21 protein-coding genes are annotated in these 20,735 nt (G+C 61.3%); 8 read left to right on the top strand and 13 right to left on the bottom strand.

The window, feature by feature from the left end:
* The first annotated feature begins 19 nt into the window (after window positions 1-19).
* Window positions 20-499: a hypothetical protein gene (locus JQ631_RS02005; RefSeq protein ID WP_249160092.1), complete on the top strand. Its 480-nt coding sequence runs from the start codon at window positions 20-22 to the stop codon at window positions 497-499.
* A 158-nt stretch (window positions 500-657) separates the two neighbouring features.
* Here the strand turns inward: JQ631_RS02005 and JQ631_RS02000 are convergent, their stop codons facing one another.
* Window positions 658-846, bottom strand: coding sequence for a hypothetical protein (locus JQ631_RS02000; protein ID WP_212323524.1), 189 nt, complete (start codon window positions 844-846; stop codon window positions 658-660).
* Between the two features lie 154 nt (window positions 847-1,000).
* Window positions 1,001-1,735 carry an IclR family transcriptional regulator gene (locus JQ631_RS01995; protein WP_212323522.1) on the bottom strand — a complete coding sequence of 245 codons (735 nt, stop codon included), beginning with the start codon at window positions 1,733-1,735 and terminating at the stop codon, window positions 1,001-1,003.
* Between the two features lie 191 nt (window positions 1,736-1,926).
* Here JQ631_RS01995 and JQ631_RS01990 point away from each other — a divergent pair, with 191 nt between their 5' ends.
* The 7 genes from JQ631_RS01990 to JQ631_RS01960 all read left to right on the top strand — a co-directional run bounded on the left by JQ631_RS01990 (window position 1,927) and on the right by JQ631_RS01960 (window position 9,666).
* Complete coding sequence (locus JQ631_RS01990; protein ID WP_212323520.1) at window positions 1,927-3,189, top strand: 3-isopropylmalate dehydratase large subunit; 1,263 nt, start codon at window positions 1,927-1,929, stop codon at window positions 3,187-3,189.
* The gene (locus tag JQ631_RS01985; RefSeq protein ID WP_212323519.1) at window positions 3,186-3,683 is read left to right on the top strand and encodes a LeuD/DmdB family oxidoreductase small subunit; all 498 of its coding nucleotides are present in this window, start codon (window positions 3,186-3,188) and stop codon (window positions 3,681-3,683) included. The genes JQ631_RS01990 and JQ631_RS01985 overlap by 4 nt, the downstream gene beginning before the upstream one ends.
* Before the next feature lie 77 nt (window positions 3,684-3,760).
* Window positions 3,761-4,855: a pyridoxal-phosphate-dependent aminotransferase family protein gene (locus JQ631_RS01980; protein ID WP_212323518.1), complete on the top strand. Its 1,095-nt coding sequence runs from the start codon at window positions 3,761-3,763 to the stop codon at window positions 4,853-4,855.
* A 30-nt stretch (window positions 4,856-4,885) separates the two neighbouring features.
* Window positions 4,886-5,893: an extracellular solute-binding protein gene (locus JQ631_RS01975; protein ID WP_212323517.1), complete on the top strand. Its 1,008-nt coding sequence runs from the start codon at window positions 4,886-4,888 to the stop codon at window positions 5,891-5,893.
* 4 nt (window positions 5,894-5,897) lie between these two features.
* Complete coding sequence (locus JQ631_RS01970) at window positions 5,898-6,959, top strand: ABC transporter ATP-binding protein (protein WP_212323516.1); 1,062 nt, start codon at window positions 5,898-5,900, stop codon at window positions 6,957-6,959.
* Window positions 6,956-8,593, top strand: a complete 1,638-nt coding sequence (locus JQ631_RS01965) for an ABC transporter permease (protein ID WP_212323515.1) — start codon at window positions 6,956-6,958, stop codon at window positions 8,591-8,593. Before JQ631_RS01970 ends, JQ631_RS01965 begins: the two co-directional genes overlap by 4 nt.
* A 17-nt stretch (window positions 8,594-8,610) precedes the next feature.
* Window positions 8,611-9,666 carry a threonine aldolase family protein gene (locus JQ631_RS01960; RefSeq protein ID WP_212323513.1) on the top strand — a complete coding sequence of 352 codons (1,056 nt, stop codon included), beginning with the start codon at window positions 8,611-8,613 and terminating at the stop codon, window positions 9,664-9,666.
* A gap of 336 nt (window positions 9,667-10,002) precedes the next feature.
* On the opposite strand, the gene JQ631_RS01955 is transcribed toward JQ631_RS01960, so the two are convergent.
* From JQ631_RS01955 to JQ631_RS01905, 11 genes are all read right to left on the bottom strand, one after another.
* Window positions 10,003-10,368, bottom strand: a complete 366-nt coding sequence (locus JQ631_RS01955) for a carboxypeptidase-like regulatory domain-containing protein (protein WP_212323511.1) — start codon at window positions 10,366-10,368, stop codon at window positions 10,003-10,005.
* Window positions 10,369-10,372: 4 nt separating this feature from the next.
* On the bottom strand, window positions 10,373-11,185 hold the full coding sequence (locus JQ631_RS01950) for a carbohydrate ABC transporter permease (RefSeq protein WP_212323509.1): 813 nt from the start codon (window positions 11,183-11,185) through the stop codon (window positions 10,373-10,375).
* Window positions 11,186-11,190: 5 nt separating this feature from the next.
* Entirely contained in the window at window positions 11,191-12,162 is a 972-nt protein-coding gene (locus JQ631_RS01945; protein WP_212323507.1) for a carbohydrate ABC transporter permease, read from the bottom strand.
* Window positions 12,163-12,164: 2 nt separating this feature from the next.
* Window positions 12,165-13,409 (bottom strand): ABC transporter substrate-binding protein, encoded by a 1,245-nt coding sequence (locus JQ631_RS01940; protein WP_212323505.1) that lies wholly within the window; start codon window positions 13,407-13,409, stop codon window positions 12,165-12,167.
* Window positions 13,410-13,441: 32 nt separating this feature from the next.
* Window positions 13,442-14,470, bottom strand: a complete 1,029-nt coding sequence (locus JQ631_RS01935) for a Gfo/Idh/MocA family protein (protein WP_212323503.1) — start codon at window positions 14,468-14,470, stop codon at window positions 13,442-13,444.
* Complete coding sequence (locus JQ631_RS01930) at window positions 14,467-15,543, bottom strand: ABC transporter ATP-binding protein (protein WP_212323501.1); 1,077 nt, start codon at window positions 15,541-15,543, stop codon at window positions 14,467-14,469. Before JQ631_RS01930 ends, JQ631_RS01935 begins: the two co-directional genes overlap by 4 nt.
* Before the next feature lie 11 nt (window positions 15,544-15,554).
* A complete protein-coding gene (locus tag JQ631_RS01925; RefSeq protein ID WP_212323499.1) occupies window positions 15,555-16,364 on the bottom strand; it encodes an HpcH/HpaI aldolase family protein in 810 nt (269 codons plus the stop codon).
* Between the two features lie 135 nt (window positions 16,365-16,499).
* The gene (locus tag JQ631_RS01920) at window positions 16,500-17,687 is read right to left on the bottom strand and encodes an amidohydrolase/deacetylase family metallohydrolase (RefSeq protein WP_212323497.1); all 1,188 of its coding nucleotides are present in this window, start codon (window positions 17,685-17,687) and stop codon (window positions 16,500-16,502) included.
* Window positions 17,681-18,358, bottom strand: coding sequence for an SDR family oxidoreductase (locus JQ631_RS01915; RefSeq protein WP_249160396.1), 678 nt, complete (start codon window positions 18,356-18,358; stop codon window positions 17,681-17,683). The genes JQ631_RS01920 and JQ631_RS01915 overlap by 7 nt, the downstream gene beginning before the upstream one ends.
* A gap of 10 nt (window positions 18,359-18,368) precedes the next feature.
* Window positions 18,369-19,349 (bottom strand): SMP-30/gluconolactonase/LRE family protein, encoded by a 981-nt coding sequence (locus JQ631_RS01910; RefSeq protein WP_212323493.1) that lies wholly within the window; start codon window positions 19,347-19,349, stop codon window positions 18,369-18,371.
* 366 nt (window positions 19,350-19,715) lie between these two features.
* Window positions 19,716-20,717, bottom strand: a complete 1,002-nt coding sequence (locus JQ631_RS01905; protein WP_212323490.1) for an IclR family transcriptional regulator — start codon at window positions 20,715-20,717, stop codon at window positions 19,716-19,718.
* Between the last annotated feature and the right edge of the window lie 18 nt (window positions 20,718-20,735).

Here is a 20,735-nt window from a genome sequence, read left to right as displayed (position 1 = left end):
CGTCGCAACAGCCCGCACCTTGATCGCCCGGCTGGCGTGGCCATGCCTCGGATTGCTCGTCGCCACGAATACGTCTCTCGCCGGCGTCCTGAGCCCAACCGACCTGAAGAAGGTCGATGATCTCAGGCCGTTGTTCGCGAACCTGATGGGCGACCTGGTGCAGACCTCGAAGCGACCGGACATCTCCGCTGTCGACGCGGATTGCGTGAAGTTCACGATCCAGAATCTTGTCGAGATGTCTCAAGAGCTGTCCAGTTTCGAATATCTGATAACGATCGAGAAAGAGCTGACCAATGTCGGTGAGAATGACCCGACTCGCGACGTGGTGAAATTTGCCGTCGAGCAGTCGACCAAAATCCTGACCAGCCAGCGCAAGAAGATCGCCCTGTTGCCCGAGCAGTGCGCAAGATCGCCTCTCGGCTTGGCCAAGGCTCAGCAGGCCCTGCAAGTCGTCGACACGACGACCGGAATTCTGAGTTCCATTCGCTCTCGACTTTGAGGGAGTCGGTTGCCGGTCGGGATGTTCGGACAGTCCTTTGCGGCCGGGCAGCGTCACGAACGTCGTCGGCGAAAGTGACCGGATGGTGGATCGAAAAAGGTCACCCCATCGGATGACCTCTTCGCAGTTTTCCGGAGTATGGCCAGCCCGGCCCGGGATTATTGCGGAGTGTAGCGTCCGAGCACCGGCCTGGCGAAAACGTCTCGCATCGTCCAACCGCCGACCGAGTGCGCATCCAGATAGCTCTGGAAGCCATTGTCGGCGGAACCACCCACCACCTTCTCCAGCGCCGCATCATCGAGCAGAACCGCAGAACGTTCGTCTTCAGACGTCTTGAATTTGGTCATTGCCATCTCCTGTTTGCGTTGGGAGGGACTGCCCCTCTCGGCCAGTGGTCACAGGTATAAAGTCCGGCATTCGTCGAAGCTGTGAGGTCAGTCACACAGGGGACACGCACTGGAAGACGCGACCTTGGGCCCACGTCCGCTCGTTCGATCGAGGTCAGAGCGAGCCGGTTTCTGCCGACGGCAGGTTGATGATCCGCAAGCTACCGGCTTCGCGGGGCAGCCGCGCACCCAAGACAAGCGAGAGCCGATGCGACGCATCGGTCAGCCGCGACGCGAGCGCCTTGAGGTCGGCCTGACGGATGCGTTCGATCGGGCCGCTGACGGTCATCGCACCGACCAAAGCGCCTTCATGACCGAACACAGCGGTGGAAAGCGAGGCCGTGACGGTGTCGTAGACTCCGGAACTGACAAAGATTTGCGCGCCGTCATCAACGTGATCGCTCCAGCTGGCCGTGCTCAGCACGTGCCCTGTCGACGTCAGATCGAGCGGCGCGAGGCTCGTGGGGCGCGCGACATCGCGAACGAGTTGCGGTGAGTCCACGCGAAACAGGCAGAGCCGCTGATCGCGTTCGCGGACGTGAAACGCGCTGCTCTCCAGCGTCTGCTGACTGAGTTGCTGAAGCACCGGCAGCACATGATGCTCGAGATTGAAATTCGCCCGATAGGTGCTGCCGAGTTGAAAGGTCTTGGCGCCTAGCGCGTAGCGGCCATCGCTGAGGCGGACGACGTAGCCCGCTTCGTCCAGCGACACCAGCGAGCGCATCACCGTCGGCTTCGCCAGGCCCGTGATCCTGGCGATATCGGCCAGGGTTTGCGGTCCGGATCCGATGAAGCTGTCGAGGATCGCCAGTGTGCGCTGCACGGTGGCGACGCCTTGCGTCTTGAGCATCGAAGCTCCTGTCTCGCCGATTTCGGTTGACCTCGGTGTCCTCACCGTTACACTAGACGGAATGGCATTCCATTTTCAATGAGGTTCTGCATGGCCACAGGCTTCAGGATCCCTTCCCGCAGGCGTGCTGCCGCGGGCGAATGGACGCGCGCCTTTGCGGACGCGGGTCGCGAGCCGTCTGAGGTTTAGCGATGGCCGGGCGTACGATCTCGGAGAAGATCCTCGCTCGAAAGTCAGGGCAGAACGTGCGTGCCGGCGATCTCGTCGTCTGCGAGGTCGATTGCGCGCTCGGCACCGACGGCTCCGTCCCCATGGCGCTCGATTATTTCAAGGCCATGGGCGGTGAGCGCGTACGCGATCCTGGCCGACTGGTCTTTGCACTCGACCATTACGTGCCACCGACGAGTGCGCAGACGATCGGTCTGCATCGTGTGATGCGCGATTTCGCTGAAAGCCACGGTGTCACGCTGCATGAGGCCGGCGCAGGCATCGGTCACCAGCTCATCGTCGAAACAGGCCGTGCACGACCGGGCGGATTGGTGGTTGGCGCCGACAGCCATGCTGTCACGTACGGGGCACTGAATTGCTTTGCGACCGGGATCGGCTCGTCCGATCTCGCCGCTATCATGTTGTGCGGCCGGATCTGGCTGCGCGTGCCCCAAACCATCCGCGTCGTCCTGACTGGCCGGCTGCCGCGCGGCGTCTATGCCAAGGACATTGCATTGGCGCTCGCAGGCCAGCTCGGCGCGGACGGAGCCGCCTACCAGGCGCTCGAATTTGCAGGCCCCGGCGTTGCCACGCTCGCGCTGGAAGACCGGCTCGTCCTGAGCAATCTCGCGGTCGAGATGGGCGCGAAGAACGGCATCTTTCCGGCTGATGCGGAAACTGCCGCCTATTTGCACGGACGCACCGAACAGACTTTCGAAGCGGTCGCTCCCGATCCGGATGCACATTACAGCCGGACCGTGGAGATCGCGCTCGATCGACTCGCGCCGCAGATCGCGCTGCCGCATCTGGTGGATCAGGTCGTTCCACTCGCCAACGCGAGCGGCACGCCGATCCAGATGGTCTATCTCGGCACCTGCACCGGCGGCCGATTGCGCGATTTTCACCAGGCCGTTGAGGTGCTGCAAGCCGGCGGCGGCGTTGCACCCGGTGTGCAGCTGGTGGTCACGCCCGCCTCGCGCGAGGTTCGCGACGCCATGGCGGCGGACGGAACGCTGGACGCGTTGATCGGCTTCGGCGCGACCGTCGTCGAGCCGGGTTGCGGCTCCTGCTGTGGCACCTGCGGCGTAATCCCCGGCGACGGGATCTCGGTGATCTCGACCGCCAACCGCAATTTCAAAGGACGCATGGGTAACGCAAAGGCGTCGATCTACCTCGCCTCCCCCGCCGCCTGTGCGGCCGCCGCGACGCGCGGCGTCGTCACCGATCCGGACGAGGTAACGCGATGACCGTCTTGCGAGGGCGCGCACGAATGGTCGGCGATGACGTCAATACCGATGCGATCATCAGTTCGACCCGCAAGCGCGAGAGCCTCGATCCTGCCGTGCTCAAGCAATTCCTGTTCGAGCATGTCGATCCCGGCTTCGCAGCCTCGGTGCTTTCAGGCGATATTCTGGTGGCGGGCAAGAATTTCGGTTGCGGCTCGGCGATGGAAGTCGCTGTGACCACTGTGCTCGGGGCCGGCATTCCAGCCGTGATCGCCAAGAGCTTCTCGCGCACCTACTACCGCAATGCGATCAACAACGGCCTGCTGCCTCTGATCTGCGACACCAGCCTCATCAGGGATGGCGACATCCTCGCCTCCGACGAGACAGGCGCAATCCGCAACGAGCGCAGCGGCGACACGCTGCGGCCGGAGCCACTGCCTGAGATCATGAAGGCGATCCTCGGTGCGGGCGGCCTCGTTCCCTACATGCGTCAGAACGGTGACTTCAAGCTATGACGACAAACGAACCATCCGCGATTCCCGCGACAGGATATCGTCTTCGGCTTCCCGGCCCCACCGAAGTCCCTGAGAGGGTGCGGCAGGCCACGGCGCGGGTGATCGTCAACCATCGCGGCCCCGAGTGCAAAACCGCGATCGGCGAGACCGAGGAGATGATCCGTCCCGTGCTGGGCACGACGAACCGCGTCATGTTCTTTGCAAGCTCCGGAACGGGCGTGATGGAAGCCGCGCTCGTCAATGTGGTCGGGCCTGACAGCCGGATCCTCGTGATCGAGCATGGCCAGTTCGGCGAACGCTTCACGTCGATCGCCAGGGCCATGAACATCGCGGTCGACACTGTTGCAACCGAGTGGGGCCAGGCGATCGACGTTGCGGCGGTGGAGGCGCGCCTCCGCGAGCGCAGCTACCGCGCTGTCGTCGTCGTCCACAACGAGAGCTCGACCGGAATGGTGGCCGACCTTGCCGCCCTCGGCGCGCTGGTTCGCGACCGGCCCACGCTGCTGATCGCGGATTCCGTCAGCGGCCTCGGCGGCATCGCGATGCGGCAGGACGAATGGGGCGTCGACATCGTCGTCTCGGCCTCGCAGAAGGCGCTGATGTGCCCGCCGGGCCTCGCGCTTGCCAGCGTCAGCCCGAAGGCGTGGCGCGTGATCGAGCAGGACGAGCGACGATCGGTTTTCTTCTGGGATTTCCGCCGCGCGCTGAAATCGATTGAGCTGAGCGAGACCCCGTTCACGGCGCCGGTCAGCCTTCTCTACGGCCTGCGTGAATCCCTGTCCATGATGCACGAGGAAGGCCTCCCGAATGTGCTCGCTCGCCATGCGCAGCTGTCCGGCGCGCTGCGCGCCGGCGGCGCGGCGCTCGGGCTCGCGGACTTCTGCAGCGGTGAACCGCGCTCGAACACCGTCGTCGTCTTCAAGGTCCCCGATGGACTCGAGGGCGGAACGATCGTGCGGCGGCTCTATCAGGATCATCGCACGGTCATCGCAGGTGCGCGCAATCGTCTTTCCGGCCGCGTCATCCGCTTCGGCACGATGGGTGCCTTCAGCGCTGCAACCATTCTGACCGACCTTCTTCATCTGGAAGACGTATTGACGAAGCTGGGCCTTCCCGTCGAACCTGGTGCCGGGCTCAAGGCCGCGACCGAACATCTCGCTCAAAGCAAATAAGCAACAACAGAACCGGAGAAGGCGAACACGATGAGATATCCAGCCTCAATCCTCGCTCGCGGCGTCGCGCTCGCCGTCTCGCTCCTGGCGGCGGGATCGGCCTGGGCCGAGCAGCATGTCGTGCTTTATTCGGCCAACGACGACACAGTGAACAAGCTCGTCGCCGACGGCTTCGCCAAGGCGACCGGAATCAAGGTCGACGTGGTCTCGACCGGGTCGGGCGTGCTCGTCCGCCGCATCACGTCCGAGGCCACCAATCCGCAAGGCGACGTGATCTGGGGCGTCAGCGCGACGATCCTGCGGCTGGCGAGCCCCTATCTTCAGCCCTACCCGGCCAAGGACCGCGAAGCCGTGCCGGCGCAGTTTCGCGATCCCAAAGATCTCTGGCTCGGCACCAACATCCAGGTGGTCGTGATCGGTCAGAACACCAAGGCGATCGACAAGGCCAGTGGACCCAAATCCTGGGCCGACCTGCTCGACCCCAAATGGAAGGGCAAGCTCGCCTTCACCGACCCCAGCAATTCCGGGTTCTCTTATGCGGCAGCCACCCTGTTGCTCTCGCAATGGGGCGAAGGAGACGCAGGCTGGGCCAAGATGAGTCAGCTGCTTGCGAATGCGAAGGTGCTCAATCGCTCGACACAGGTGTTCGAAGGCGTCGGCAGCGGCGAGTATCCGCTCGGCATCACCCTCGAATATGCCGGCTTCCTCTGGGCCCACAATGGCGCGCCGGTGAGCGTCATCTATCCGGCCGAAGGAACGCACGCCGTCGTCGAGGGCGCGGCCATTCTGAAGGGCGGACCAAACACTGAAGCGGCCAAACAGCTGATCGATTATCTCGCCAGCAGGGATGTGCAGGAGACGCTGCTGAAAGCGACGTTCCGGCGGCCTGCGCGCCAGGATATCGAGCTCGGTACCGTCGCGCCCGGCATGCAGCCGTTCTCGGCGATCAAGGTGCTGCCCTACGACGATGCCAAATGGGAGGCGGCGCGGCGCGACACACTCGCAAGGCTGAAGACGACGATCCAGGATACACGCTGATTTCATGACGACGATCCGGATCGAAAACCTGACCCGCACCTTCGGTCCGGTGCGCGCGGTGGACGACATCTCGCTCGTCATCGAACATGGCGAGCTGTTCACACTGCTCGGGCCGTCGGGTTGCGGCAAGACCACGCTGCTGCGCATGATCGCCGGCTTCGTCGAGGTCGGATCCGGATCGATTTCGTTCGGCGACAGGCGCATCGACGGTCTGCCCGCGCATCACCGCGACACCGGCATGGTGTTTCAGAACTACGCCATCTTTCCGAACCATACCGTGGCCGAAAACGTCGCCTATGGACTGAAGGCGAGAAAAGTCCCGGCTGCCGAGATCGAATCGCGCGTCGACAAGGCGCTCGAGCGGGTGCGTCTCGCCGGCTATGGTTCGCGCTCACCGCACCAGCTCTCCGGCGGTCAGTTGCAACGGGTGGCGATCGCCCGCGCGCTCGTCATCGAGCCCGCGGTTCTGCTTTTCGACGAGCCGCTGTCCAATCTCGACGCGCAGCTGCGGACCGAGATGCGGATCGAGATCCGACAATTGCAGCAGGCGCTCGGCATAACGGCGATCTACGTGACGCATGATCAGGAGGAGGCGCTCGCGATTTCCGACCGCATTGCGGTCTTGCGGCAGGGCAAGGTGGAGCAGATCGACACGCCCGAACGCATCTACCGGAAGCCGCAGACCGCCTTCGTGGCCGAGTTCCTCGGCTCGACCAACATGGTGCCGGGCGTCGCAAAGGCCTTCGACGGAAGCAACACCCAGGTCGCCGCAGCCGGAACGGAGTTTTCGGTCAGGGGCGAGGTCGCAAAGCCAGGCGCAAAGGTTCTGCTGTCCCTCAGGCCAGAAGCCTTGCGAATTGCGGACGGCTCCGACGGTCCACGCGTTCATGCGCGCCTGGCGTTGCGCGAGTTTCTCGGTCCTGTGCAGCGTCTTCACGCAACGTTGCCTGATGGCACCCAGCTTCGTGTCGCGGCGCTCGGCGGCGTGGCGGTCGACGCTTTGCCCGGCGCGGCGCTCATTCTTGCCTACGACCCATCCCAGATCATTGCGTTTCCCGCGCCATGAAACGCTTCGCCACCATCGTGGCCCTGGTGGCCCTGGTGCTGCTCGCGGTTTTCCTGCTTTACCCGCTGGCGCTCGTGCTCGATGCGAGCATCCGGATCGACGGCACCGGCGCCTTCACCTTCGGGAATTACGCGGCGATCGTGAAGAGCCGCTACTATCTCGGTTCGATCGGCAACAGTTTGCTCGCGGCAACTTTCGCGACAGGCCTCGCGTGCGGCATCGGCATCCCGCTGGCCTTCTGTCTCGCGCGGATTGACTTGCCGGGCCGCGCGCTGCTGCTGACGCTGGCGTCGCTGCCGTTGGTGCTTCCCTCCTTCGTCAGCGCCTATGCTCTGGTGCTGCTGTTCGGCCATGCCGGCGTCGTCACCACGGCGTTACGCGGAATCGGCATCCCGATCGGCTCGATCTACGGCATGCCCGGTATCGTCATCGTGTTCACGCTGACGCTCTATCCCTACGTGGTGATGCCGGTGCTGGCCGGCTTTCAGGCCGTCGACGCCTCGATGGAAGAAGCCGCGCGCAATCTCGGTGGCTCGCAGTCTTACGTCGTGCGCACCGTGCTGCTGCCGATCGTGATGCCGGCAATTCTCGCGGGCGGCCTCCTCGTCTTCATCGAGGCACTTGAGAATTTCGGCGTGCCGGCGGTGCTGGCCGAAGACCGGCCATTTTTGGCCGTCGACATCTTCAAGCTGTTCGCCGGCGAATCCGACGCCAACCCGGCCGCGGCGGGCGCGCTCAGCGTGCTGCTGATCGCCTGCACCGCGCTCGCGCTGCTCGTTCAACGTCACTATCTCGGCAAGCGCCGGTTCTCGACCAATGCGCGCAGCGCGCCGGCAAAACTGGCGCTGAGCCCGGGACTTCGGCTGCTCGCGGCGATCATGAGCTGGGGCATCGTGATCGCCTCGCTGCTGCCCTTCGCCGCCGTGCTGATGGTCTCGGTCCTGCGCTTCCGCGGCCCGGTCCTGACCTGGGAGCTGGGGCTGGACAATTACGCCACGCTCTTGTCCGGCTCCTATCGACCGCTGCTCAACACGCTGACGCTTGCGAGCGTCGCCGCGGTTGCGACGATGCTGATCGGTGCGCCGATCGGCTATGTCGTCGCCCGGCATCGCTCGCGCCTGTCGGGGCTGCTCGACTTTGTCGGCATGGTGCCGTTTGCGGTCTCGGGCACGATCCTCGCGATCGGTCTCATCGTCGCCTTCAACAGCGGACCGCTCGTACTGACCGGCGGCTGGCTGATCCTTGTGATCGCCTATGTCGTCCGCAAGCTGCCTTTTGCCATCCGCTCCTCATCGGCGATCGTGCATCAGCTCGATCCTTCGCTTGAGGAAGCCTCGATCAATCTCGGGGTTTCGCCATCAAAAACATTCGCGACCCTGACGGTGCCGCTGATGGCGAGCGGTCTTGTCGGCGGCCTGGTGCTGGTCTGGATCACGGCCGCATCCGAACTGAGCTCGACCGTCGTGCTCTATTCGAGCCGCTGGGTGACGACGACCGTCGTGATGTACCATGCGATCGAAGGCACCGGCGCGGGCCTTGCTGCCGCCGCAGCCGCGGTCCTCATTCTCGTCACCGCAGTTCCGTTGCTTCTCATCAACCGGCGGATCAACAAGCAGGAAACGACCGTCATCTGACGGCAGGACAGGACGTCATGAACCAAGCCACCCGGAAGCTGCCGAACTTTCGCAGCGACAATGTCGCGCCGGTCGCGCCCGAGATTCTCCAGGCGATCACCGAGGCCAATAGCGGAGCGGCGGCCTCCTATGGCGACGACGATTATTCGGCGCTGTTGAATCGCCGCTTCTCGACGCTGTTCGAGACCGATGTCACCGTGTTTCCGGTCCCGACCGGCACGGCGGCCAACGCCTTGTCGCTTGCGAGCTGCGTGCGGCCCTATGGCGCCGTCTATTGCCACGAAGAGGCGCACATCCACACGGCCGAAGGCGGTGCCACGGAAGCCTTCACCGGCGGCGCGAAGCTGATCGCCATGCCGGGTCGGCATTTCCGGCTCGAGCCGCCGATGCTGCGCGCGGCGCTGGCCGCGGCCGGCTGGGGCATCCGCAATCGCGCCCAGCCCGATGCCGTCTCGATTACCCAGGCCAGTGAATACGGCACCGTCTATTCGCTTGCCGAGATCACCGAGATCGGCGCCATTGCGCATGAGCGGAATCTCTCGCTGCACATGGACGGCGCCCGCTTCGCCAATGCGCTGGCACGGCTCGGCTGTCGACCGGCCGACATGACCTGGCGCGCCGGTGTCGACATCCTGTCTTTTGGCGCGACCAAGAACGGCGCCATGTCGGCGGATGCCATCGTGGTGTTCGATCAGGATCTCGTCGAGTCGCTATCCTATCGGCTGCGCCGCGCCGGCCTGACCTGGTCGAAGATGCGCTATCTCTCCGCGCAACTCCTCGCTTACGTCGAGGACGGCCTTTATCTCCGCCTGGCGACCAAGGCCAACGCGGTGGCCGCCCGTCTCGGCGCAGGATTGTCCGCCCTGCCCGACATCCGCCTCGTCGCACCGGTCGAGGCCAATCTGGTGTTCGCCAGCCTCCCCGTGCCAGCGATCAACCGTCTCGCTGCAACCGGCCTGCCATTCGCGCGACGCGGCCAGGACGTCGTCCGCTTCGTGACCCGCTTCGACAGCACCGAACAGGAAGCCGACGAAGTGATCGCACTCGTTCGGGATGCGATGGCGGGAAGCTGAGCGCGGCCGTGCCGGAATGTGGAAGGATTCCTGGCTGGGGCGGGAGGGTCCACACCCAGATCTCGGCCTCACGGCCTTCGCAGCTACCTACCTGAAATGCCTCGCAAAAATCCGGGCAACACCGCCCCTGTGTAGCAGCTGCGTGCCGCATGGGCAACGATCGTGGTGGGCTTTCGCGGCCGCTCCGAAGGATCGCTTCCGACGACGTCGTACCGCCGCGGTCGAAACATGACGTTGGTGGTCAGCCCTTGACGCATTTCGCCGTGACCTGGGCGTGGTCACGACGAATATCGCATAGACGCGAGAAAATGCCGGACCCGTGCCCTGCTGTCGTGACTACTGACCCAGGACAAGCGGTGCGACATCGATGTCCTGGTTGCGAAACCAAAGCGGGATGGTTCGCCGGGCGGCTTCCCTGTTGGCTGTCGCTGTGACCACAATCGCATATTGGCCGTGTTTATCGAACGTATAGCGGCCGTTCGCGTCGGTATTCGTCTCGGCCAACTTTTCCACTGAGGCAACGGTCTTGCGCGACAGCACAACAGAAGCCCCCGCGACCGGCTGCCCATCACCATTCATGACGAGCCCATGAATATGTCCGCCTGCGTTCACGGCGACATAAAGGTTCCAAACCAAAATGGCGGCCGCGATTGAACCGAAGGTGACCGTGAAGCGGTTTCGAATCCAGGGATTGCGCAGCATCGGCCTAACCCTTGGTCGCGCCGGAAGTCAGGCCGCGAATGAAATCTTTCTGGGCAAGAAGAAACACCAGCATGCTCGGCAATGCGACAAGGACACAGAAGGCATACAGCGAGCCCGTCGTGTCCTCGAACGACGCGAGGAAGGAGACCAGGCCGAGCGGCATCGTCTGTTGGTCCGGACTACGCACGACGATAAGCGGCCACAGGAAGTCATTCCAGGACCAGACGAACGACAGAATGATGTTTGTCGCAACCGCCGGCTTCGACAGGGGCAGCATGACCCGCGTCAGAATCTGCAACTCCGACAGACCGTCAAGCCGCGCAGCCTGGATCAGAGACTTCGGGATCGCTTCGAAATTCGACTTGAAGAGAAAGATGCAAACAATGTGGCTGAATGCCGGAAGGGCAATGCCGAGCTTCGAGTCGAGCAACCCAAGCTCGGATGTCAAGAGGTAGGCCGGGATGATCGTCGCGTGAAACGGAATCATCATGGATGCGAGCAGGAAAGCCACAACGAGGCCCTTGCCAGGGAAGTGCTTCGTCAGGGCATAGCCAGCCATGGAATTCAAGACAAGGTTGGCGACCACCACCAGCGCAGAAACGGCAAGACTGTTGGTGAAGAGGCGCACGAATTTCACCGTGTACCAGGCTTCCACGTAATAAAAGAGGTTCGGATCACGTGGCACAATCGATGGCGGATAGCTGAATAGATTCTCTCCGGAGACGCTGGTCTTCACCACCCAGTAGATCGGCATGAGCATAACGACCGATACCAGGATCAAAACGGTATGAACGAGAACTCTGGCGCGCATCGTCATGTCAATCAATCCGCGATATCGACCTTGCCAGCGTCACCGCCTGCCAATCGGTTGGCGAGCGATGCAATCACCATGAATATCACGAACATAATGACGGTCATGGCCGCGGCATAATCGAATTTGCTCAGGGTGAAGGATGCCTTGTAGATGTAGGTGATCAGCAGCTCTGTCCTCCGCCCCGGTCCGCCCCCGGTCATCGTATAGATCAGATCAAAACTCGTAAAAGAAGCGATGACGCCGAGGATCACGCAAAGGAAGAGCGAAGGACGCAGAAGCGGCAAAGTGATGCGGAAGAATCGATTGTGCGCCCGCGCTCCGTCAATACGAGCCGCCTCGTAGAGATGACCTGGGATATTCTGCAAGCCAGTTAGAATGATGATCGTAAAAAACCCCACGATCTGCCATATGGCGGCGACGATCACTGCTGCCATGGCGAAGTCATAGGATTCAAGAAACGCAATGGGACGATCAATGACCCCGATCGAGCGCAGCACGTAGTTGATAAGCCCGACACTGTCGTTGTAGAGCCAGCGCCACACGATGCCAACGGCGACGACCATCATCGGATAGGGAAGAAAGATGATCGTCCGATAGATACCACGCCCCGCGACCTTCTGATCCACGAGCAGCGCCAACCCGACTGCCAATGCGATCGAGATCGGCGTGGCCAGCATGAAGATTGCGGTGTTTTGCAGCGCGGTCCAGAAGGCGTCGTCGTAATACCACAGCTCTTCATAGTGGTAGAGACCGGCAAACTCGAGCGGCTTGCCCGGCGCCCAAAAACAAAACGACAGAACGAGGTTCCAGATGAGCGGCACCGCTCTATAGAAGAAATAGAGTGCAAGTGCCGGCAGCAGGAGCAGCCATATGAATGTCAGCTCCCTGCTCTGCTTCCGCTTGAAGAGATACGAGAGTGTCTTTCTATTCTCGCTCCCATCGCGACGCTGGGACACCGCCGAGCACTCGGTCGTGGACATCTTCAGCGGCTCGTCAAGACGCGGTTGACCTTTCCTTCCGCCTGACCAAGTGCGGTGTTCGGATCGGCCTGGCCCAGCAGCGCGGGTTGGACGGAAGACCAGAACGCATCTTTCACGCGCTGTTCCTTGGGAGTCTTCAGGTAGCCGACGATCTTGTCCAACTTGGAGCCTGCGAGTTCGAGGACCTTCGCTTTCAGCGGGGCGTCAGTCTTCAGTGACGCAATCACACTCTCGTCGACGCGCTTGTTGAGGGTCAGCACAGAGAACGTTTCGGCCATGGTCCGCTGCCACTTATCCGAGGTCGCGATCTTGATGAGATCAACGGCGGCATCCGCGTGCTTGCTCGCTTTCGAAACGCCCCAGCCATGGTGGTTGGGCACCGACCAGTCGCCCGGTGGGTCCACGACATCTACGTTCTTCTCGTTGATCCAGTCGGCCTTGCTGGCTGCCCAGAACAGTGCGGAATTGGGAGCCAGATACATGCCAACATTGCCTGCGGCGAAGGCGGTGTTTGGCTCGACCCACCGTCCCGTCCACGAGATATTGTTGATTGCTCCGGACTTGGTTGCCTCGGCGAGGGCTACGAGTGTTGATCGCGCTTCGGGCGTGTTGAAAGCTGCCTTGCTCAGATCGCCACTCAGGATGTCGACGCCGTTCATCTTGAACAGCGGCCAATAGAGCCAATCGAAATTGGTGGTGAGAAAGCCGGACTTGCCTTCGCCCGTCATCTTCCGGGCATCCGCCATGAGTTCTGCAAACGAGGCCGGCGCGGCGGCGATGCCGGCCGCGCTCAGCATCTTCTTGTTCAGATACAGCAAGGTTCGATTGAAATACCAGGGGACCATCCAGGTCTTGCCATCGGCGGTCTTCCATAGATCGAGCGCTCCGTCGGCGAAGCGACCCGCGAAGTCTGCATCCTTCTGGAGATAGGGGGTGAGGTCGAGCAGCTGGCCATTCGCCGCATACTCGGCCCAAAGCGCTCCCTGGATATTGACGACGTCCGGCGGCGTACCTGCCGCGAGTTGGGTCTGGTAGAAAGTCGGCCACTCGGTGCCCTTTTTGTCGATCCATTCGACGTCGATATCGGGGTGCTTCTGCTTGAACTCCTTGATCCAGCCGTCGATCTTCTCGCCATACACCGGCAGGTTCCAGGTGAGCACGGTGATTTTCTCTGCCGCTCCCGCCCCACTGACCATCGCGATTCCGATCGCAGCGCTCAATAAACCGGTGACCAGTTTCCTCAACATGACGCCCTCCGCTTCATTTCAGATTATCTTTGCTACACGGACTGAAGTTCAATTCGACTGTTTGTCTTGTGCGCTTCGACCGCGGCAATACAGACTTCGATCGAATTGCGGGCCTCCTCGGGAGGAAGCAGCGCTCGTCCTTCCCGAAAGCCGGCGAAGGCAAGTCGCAAGTTCTCCTCGAGCTCAAACACTTCACCTGATCTCGGAATCTCGACCATCTCCGGCTCGCACCCGGCGCGCTGTACTTTCAACGAGAAATCGGGATGTAAAGTTCGGTCCAGCGCGCCCGACCACCAGGTGCGTACAGCGCCCTTGTCGCCAGCGACCTCCAGCAGGGTGTGATGCTCGAAGCCGGCAAGACATTGGCTGAGTACGGCCAATGAGCCATCTGACCACTCCAGTATCGCGGAGAAATTGTCCGTCAGGGCGTCCCTGCCGCCGTTTCCGAATGCGCGAACGGCGGAGGGCTTGCCGTTTTCTGACGCATACCACAGCACGAGATCGAAGAAGTGCACCAGCTCTTCAAGGGTCCACGACCCCACCTTCGCCGGGTCGTAGCGCCACCCCCCCGACCCTTGCCGAAATTGGTGCCGGAAGAGCGAAAAATGCTGGTATCGAATACGACCCAACTCACCCTTGGCGACGATTTCGCGTACCGCGCCCCATTGTCGGGACACACGCAACTCATGGTTCAGCGTAACGAGCCGCTTCGTCCGACGCGATGCGCTCACGACTGCGTCGCACTCGGCAAGCGATAGACCCAGGGGCTTTTCGAGGAAAACGTGCGCGCCTGCCTCCAGAGCGGCAACTGCGAAGCGCGAATGCACATGATTGGGTACCGTGACGTCGACCACGTCAATCCCGCCGCTGGCAAGCATTTCCTGGTAGTCGCGGAATCGACGTGCGTAGGGCAGGAGATTCTCGGCGGCCTTCTCAGAGGCTTCGCTATGGCAATAGACCGAAACGATCTCTGCATCGGGAATGGTGGCGATCGCGCGGGCGTGCATTTGGCCCCAAGCGCCGAACCCGGCAAGCCCAACACGTGACGGTCCCGAAGTCATCGCACGGCTTCTCCGGTCTGCGCGTCGAAAAGATGCGTCTTGTCGTTACGGAACCGCAATGCAATGACCTCCCCTGCTTTCGGCTTCATCTCCGGCTTCACGCGGGCAACAAAGGATGACCCGGCCAAACCGGTCAGAACCAGAGTGTCGGCTCCGAGGGCTTCGACCAGCTCGACGGTAGCCTTCACCTCGCTATAGCCCTCCAGAAGCGGCCCTTCGGCAATCGAAACATCCTCTGCGCGGACGCCGAAACGATGGCCGTTGCGCACGACTCGGTTGAGGTGCCTGACATCGATCTGGGCGCTTCCGTCACCAAGAAACGCGGTCGTGTCCTCGACCCTTGCAGGCAAGAGGTTCATGGTGGGCGAACCAATAAAGCTCGCAACGAAGAGACTGCGTGGACGATGATACACCTCTTCAGGCGTTCCAATCTGTTCGATGTGACCTCCGTTCATGACTACTACCCGGTCCGCCAGGGTCATCGCCTCAACCTGGTCATGGGTGACATACACCGTGGTCACGCCCAGGCGATTGTGAAGCTTCCGGATCTCGACCCGCATGGAGGCGCGCAGTTTGGCGTCAAGGTTGGAGAGAGGTTCGTCGAAAAGGAACACTTCGGGTTTGCGAACGATCGCTCTTCCCATGGCGACGCGTTGTCGTTGCCCGCCGGAAAGTTCCTTGGGCTTTCGCTGCAGCAGCTCGGTCAAGCCCAGGGTCTCGGCGGCTTCGGAGACCCGTTGGCGTATTTCCTTCCTGGGCACGTCGCGATATTGCAGCGAGAATGCCATGTTCTCATACACCGACAAATGCGGATAGAGCGCGTAGTCTTGAAACACCATGGCGATGTCACGATCGCGCGGCTCCACCTCGTTGACCACGCGACCGTTGATGAGGATTTCCCCGCCGCTGATCTCTTCGAGCCCGGCAAGCATGCGCAAGCTGGTGCTCTTGCCGCAACCCGAAGGGCCGACAAGAACTACGAATTCGCCGTCCGCGACGGCAAGATCAATGCCGTGCACGACCTCGATCGTCCCGTAACGCTTGACCAGCTTTCTGAACTCGACCGTCGCCATATGCGCTCTCCTTATGAGGCCGCAACGGCCAGGCGGTCCCCTGCGAACGAGTGGAAGCGCGCGGCCGCTGTATCCGCAGCATTGAGGAGAAGCGCAAAATCGTTGGCCACGGAAACGAAGTCGAAGCCAGCGCGAATATGATGCTCGGCGATCGTTGGATTTGGCGCCAGGACCCCGGCCGCTTTTGTCGTCTGGCGTACCCTGATCAGTCCGGCATCGATCGCGGCCGTCACGTCGGGATGATCGGCTCGTCCCGTCAGGCCCATGCTTGCTGCGAGATCCCCAGGACCAAAGAATACCGCGTCCACACCGTCAACGGCGAGGATCGCATCGAGTTGAGATAGCGCGTCCAGCGTTTCAATCTGAACGATCAGGAATAGCTCTTGGTCTGCACGCTGGAGGTAGTCGCGAACCCGCCCATACCGACTGGCTCGATGCATGGCAGCGACGCCGCGTCGGCCATTTGGAGGGTAACGCATTGCGCGAACGGCACTTGCCGCCTCATGTTGATCCTGCACGTAAGGCAACATAAGCGTCGTGGCACCGGCATCGAGGTATTGCTTGAGCAGGACCGGATCGTTCCAGGCCAGCCGCACAATCGGAATTGTCGGCGTTGCCGCCAAAGTGCGCAAGTGAGACATGGCGTCCGCTAACGTAACGGGGGAGTGCTCCCCGTCGATGAGCAGCCAGTCGAAGCCCGACCAAGCAAGGCCTTCAACCGCATTGGTCGAATTGAGCATCGACCAGACACCGATGAGCGGGCGGCTCGCCGAAATCGCATCGCGAAATGGATTATTCTGCACCTCGGTCAAGGAGCGCATCGCTCGTTTCCTCCACTGACCCGCCGCGGGCGATCGACTGCTGGCGGATTGGCATCTTTGCCGTGAAGGATAGCTGAAATCCCAAGACGCACAACAGCTATTTCATTAGATGAGATTTTGTTTCATCTAATGAAACTATTGCCGATAGTATTCCGCCTCCCACTGACGCGCCGGGGCCGGCATGAACCGGCCGGATAAAAGCAATCCATGCGGGCGCAGCAGCACTTTTCCTTTTCGCTCTGCGCCAGTCACATCGACAAACGGATAGCTGGCTTCCATTGGCTCGATAAGGCTGATGTCGGCCAAGGCGCCCACGGAAAGATGCCCGAGATCCGCGCGGCCCAGCGCACGAGCGGGAGCATCGGTTGCCATGCTCACGACGTCCTTGGCCGCGAGCCCACATGAAAGGAGCTTGCTCATTGCATGCAGCAGATCATACGCGGGCCCATTGACCGACATTGAATGCACGTCGCTGGAAATGATGTCGGGAGCAAATCCTGCAGCGAGCGCCTGCTCGGCGCTTCTGAACCCGAATGCACCCATGCCGTGGCCGATGTCGAATAGCACCCCCCGCTCTCGTGCCTCCAGGAGAGCGTCGAGAATCCGGCCCTGATCGTCAACCGGAGCATTCGGCTGAGGTCGATAGCAATGGGTAAGAATATCGCCCCGGCGCAATCTTGCCAGAAGCTCGGCATAGCTGGGAGGGGGACGTCCGATATGCGACATCACAGGCAGGGAAAGTCTTTCAGCCGCGCTTACGGCGCGATCGAGTGCCTCAAGCCCGACTGAGCCAGATGTGTTGCTCCCCAACCTGACCTTCACGCCAACGATGACGTCGCGGTTTTCGGCTGCGACCTCGACACAGCGATCGATCGACAGGAGCTCGCGGATAGCAGCCTCTCCCACTACGAAATCACGATCAAATGCAAAAATGCCCGGATACGAGATATTGAGATAAGCAAGCAATCGGAACGGCGAGCGAGCGAAGATGAAGTCACGCAAGCCGGCGAAATTACCGGCGCCGGCGCTGCCGGCGTCGACCATCGTGGCAACTACCGATCGCGCCGCGATCAGATCCGGATCAACGCCATAGAACGTTGCCTTGTGATAGATGTGCGTGTGGATATCGATCAACCCGGGCGCGACAATGAGCTTGCTGACATCCAGCACCTCCGTCGCGTGACTACGCTGCAGGTTCTCGCCGACGGCAACGATTCGCCCTCCCTGGATTGCAATATCGCGTCGGCCATCAATGCCGTTCCGCGGATCTACGACGTGCCCCCCGAGGAGAAGAAGATCGTAGTGGCCGGATTGCGTCAGCATGGGATCGGTGTGCCCCTGTAGTCGAAAATCTGTCCGGTCTCGTGATTGCCGAGCCCCGCAATGGTTCGACGCATCGCCGCGACGCTATCGCCCACCGCTATCGCCCCTCCATCCGCACCGCCCCCCGCGGTATCCACCCAACCCGGATGGATTGAGGCGACCGTAATTCCTCGCGGAAAGAGGTCGATTGCCAAGCTGCGCATGATCGCGTTGAGGCCAGCCTTGCTGGCGCGATAACCGTAGTGACCGCCGGAAAGGTTGAGCGAGATTGATCCCATGCGGCTGGTGATTGATACGATCCGGCGCTGCCGGCTGGCGGCGACGTTCTCGACGAACGTCTCGACCAGTCGTAGCGGCCCGGCGGTATTCACCTCGAACATCCTATGAACATAAGAAAAGTCCAGGTCCCCCAGCTTGCGAATATCGAGACCGACGCCAGCATTGGACAGCAGGACATCGATCGGCAAATCGCCGATCTCCTCCTTGAGAGCCACGAAGTGAGACGGTTCGGTAACGTCGAGAAGGTAACAGCGAATACCTTCAGGGAACCCTTCCGAGTTGGCGAGGTCGCGAAAGGTCGCGACAACCGATCGACCCTCAGCTGCATATTGCAGCGCAAATTCCTTGCCAATACCGCTATCGCATCCGGTTACAAGTACTGCTGATCTCATCGCCAAGGTCTCATCCCATGTTTGACGAGCGTGCGCCGAAGAGCGGCTCCGGCAGACCGCGAGCGCCCAGTCCTTCAATGCGGAGTAGCTTACCGGCGTCCGGAAAGTTGTCTCTTTCTTCCGGTCTCAGGAGTGCCGTCGCGCTGGTGACGTAGAGATCTTTGAGCTCTGGGCCCCCGAACGCGACCATCGTGGGGTGGCGGGCCGGAACGGCAATGCGTTCGACCATGCGCCCGCTCGGCGAGATGCACGCGATGGCTCCGCCATGGACAAGCGCGCACCAGTAATTTCCTTCTGTATCGCAAGTAGCGCCATCGACGCGCCCTTCGATCCCGGCCGTGGAGAAAAAAACCCTGCGGTTCGAAACGGAGCCAGTGTCAACGTCGAAATCGTAGACCCAGACGATTTCATCTCGGCTATCCGCAAAATACATTCGCTGACCATCCGGCGAGAACGCGATGCCGTTACCGATGATGAATCCCCCGTCGATCCTGTGCACGGAAAGATCGGGATCCAGGCGAAATAACTCTGCCTGCCGACCGATGAAGTCGGAATGCACACTCGCACACCAATATCGACCGCGCTGGTCGCACTTCCCGTCATTGAGCATAAGCCGCGGATCTGGAGGAAGCGGATTGGCAATCAGCTCGATAGCGCCGGTTTCCAAAGCAATCCGGTGAAAGCCGGTGCGCAAGCCCGCAACAACCCCTCCGTCCTCCGCGAAGACGAAAGATCCAATCTCGACCGGGAGGCTGACACTCGTTACGACTCCGGAGCCAGGATCAAGGCGTCGAATAGCCGGCGCAAACGCGTCGACCCAATAGAGGCGCTGGTCCAGTGCGCGCCAGCAGGGCGCCTCGCCGAGGAGATCAGCATTCTCCACCACAACCGACAGCTTCGTCATGCTGCGGCCACGAGGACTGTTCGTGTCGCCCGCATTGCCGACGCCGGCGTCGGCATCCACTGATGATTCAGGCGCGTTGCTCCACATGGCCCATGTCCGGCACGCAGCGCTTTCCTGCTCGACAACGAAGCCGCGACTTTCCCGCGTACGGCGCCACGACCAAGGCTCGCGAAGCTCGAAACCTCAACCAAAACTATTCGATGGTTACAAAAACGCCCTTCAACCGACATGAGCGAATCCTGCAGCCCCGGCTCGAAACAGCGCGAGCCTGAAATTCATTGCCGCCTGTCCGGAGCCGCAACCGCGGTCGCAGGCACAACGAGTTGCCCGAGATCCGCACATACGTCCCTTGACCAGGCTGGCGCACCTTCAAACTGGCTATCATCTGCCCCGGATTTCATCAATTAAAATCTGGTTTCATCTGATGAAACAAAGCGCCGACTTGCCTGTCCTTTACGCTTTGTGCGTGGTCTCTCGACCTCTCGATGCAGCACTTTCCTTCCAACCCACCATTGCGGAAATTCGCTTGGCTGCATCAACGGAGCTCGGAATGAGCCTGCGAAAGGACGCGCTGCCGACTGACATCCCGAAGGTCGAGACGCTCAACGCCGCGATCACGTCGCCACTGGCGTCACGAATGGGTGCCGCCACGCAAGCAACAAGATCGTTGTACTCCCGGTCATCAATTGCGTAGCCTCGGGCTCGAATGCCGGAAAATTCTTCGCGCAACTGCGGCAACGACGTGATGGTTTGCGACGTGAAGCGCTGCATTCCGGACGCTCTTACAGCTCGCTCCATCTCTGTCTGGTCACCAAATGCAGCCATTACCTTGCCGAGGCTCGTGCAATGAATGGGCCGACGCGTGCCAATCTGGGTATTAATTTTCAACGGAAGTTCAGCGGGCTCGACCTTGCCGATGTAGACAACAGCGCCCTCTGACATGAGAGCAAGCTGAACTGTCTGACCGGTCCGGGCGGATAAGGCCTCCATCTCGGGCCGAGCGATCTCGCGTATGTCGTGGCGAACCAACATGCGCATGTTGATGTCGAGAAAGGCCGGGCCAAGACGCCAGCTTTTTCCGTCGCTTCCGGAAGCGACAAACCCGCCCTGCTCCATCGTGCGCAAGAACCTGAGAACGGTCGCTTTGTGGAGATCAATTTCCGAGCTCAGCTTCGTCAGGTTCAATCCACCAGGCTGCTGCGCCAAGTGCTTCAGAATACGCATGGCGCGATCAAGCACGCGAACCGAGCCGACCGGGCTATCATTCTCTTCTTTCTCAGATTGAGCGCTGGTCAAGACCCGCTTAGGCATTTGCGTCCACGTTTCCTCGATTGAACGTTCGTCGTACAATAAATGAAACGCGATTTCAACAGGTGAAACAACGACATTGCGCGAATCTGCTTCGCGATGCGCTGCCGGCGACGTCTCTCTTTCGACGATGAGCGTGCCCTCCACGCACCGCGCTGGTCCTTC

This window comes from Bradyrhizobium manausense (assembly GCF_018131105.1).
In the GTDB taxonomy this organism is placed as follows: domain Bacteria; phylum Pseudomonadota; class Alphaproteobacteria; order Rhizobiales; family Xanthobacteraceae; genus Bradyrhizobium; species Bradyrhizobium manausense_B.
Note: the sequence above shows the minus strand (reverse complement) of the source record. Positions and strands in the feature narration are given on the sequence as shown.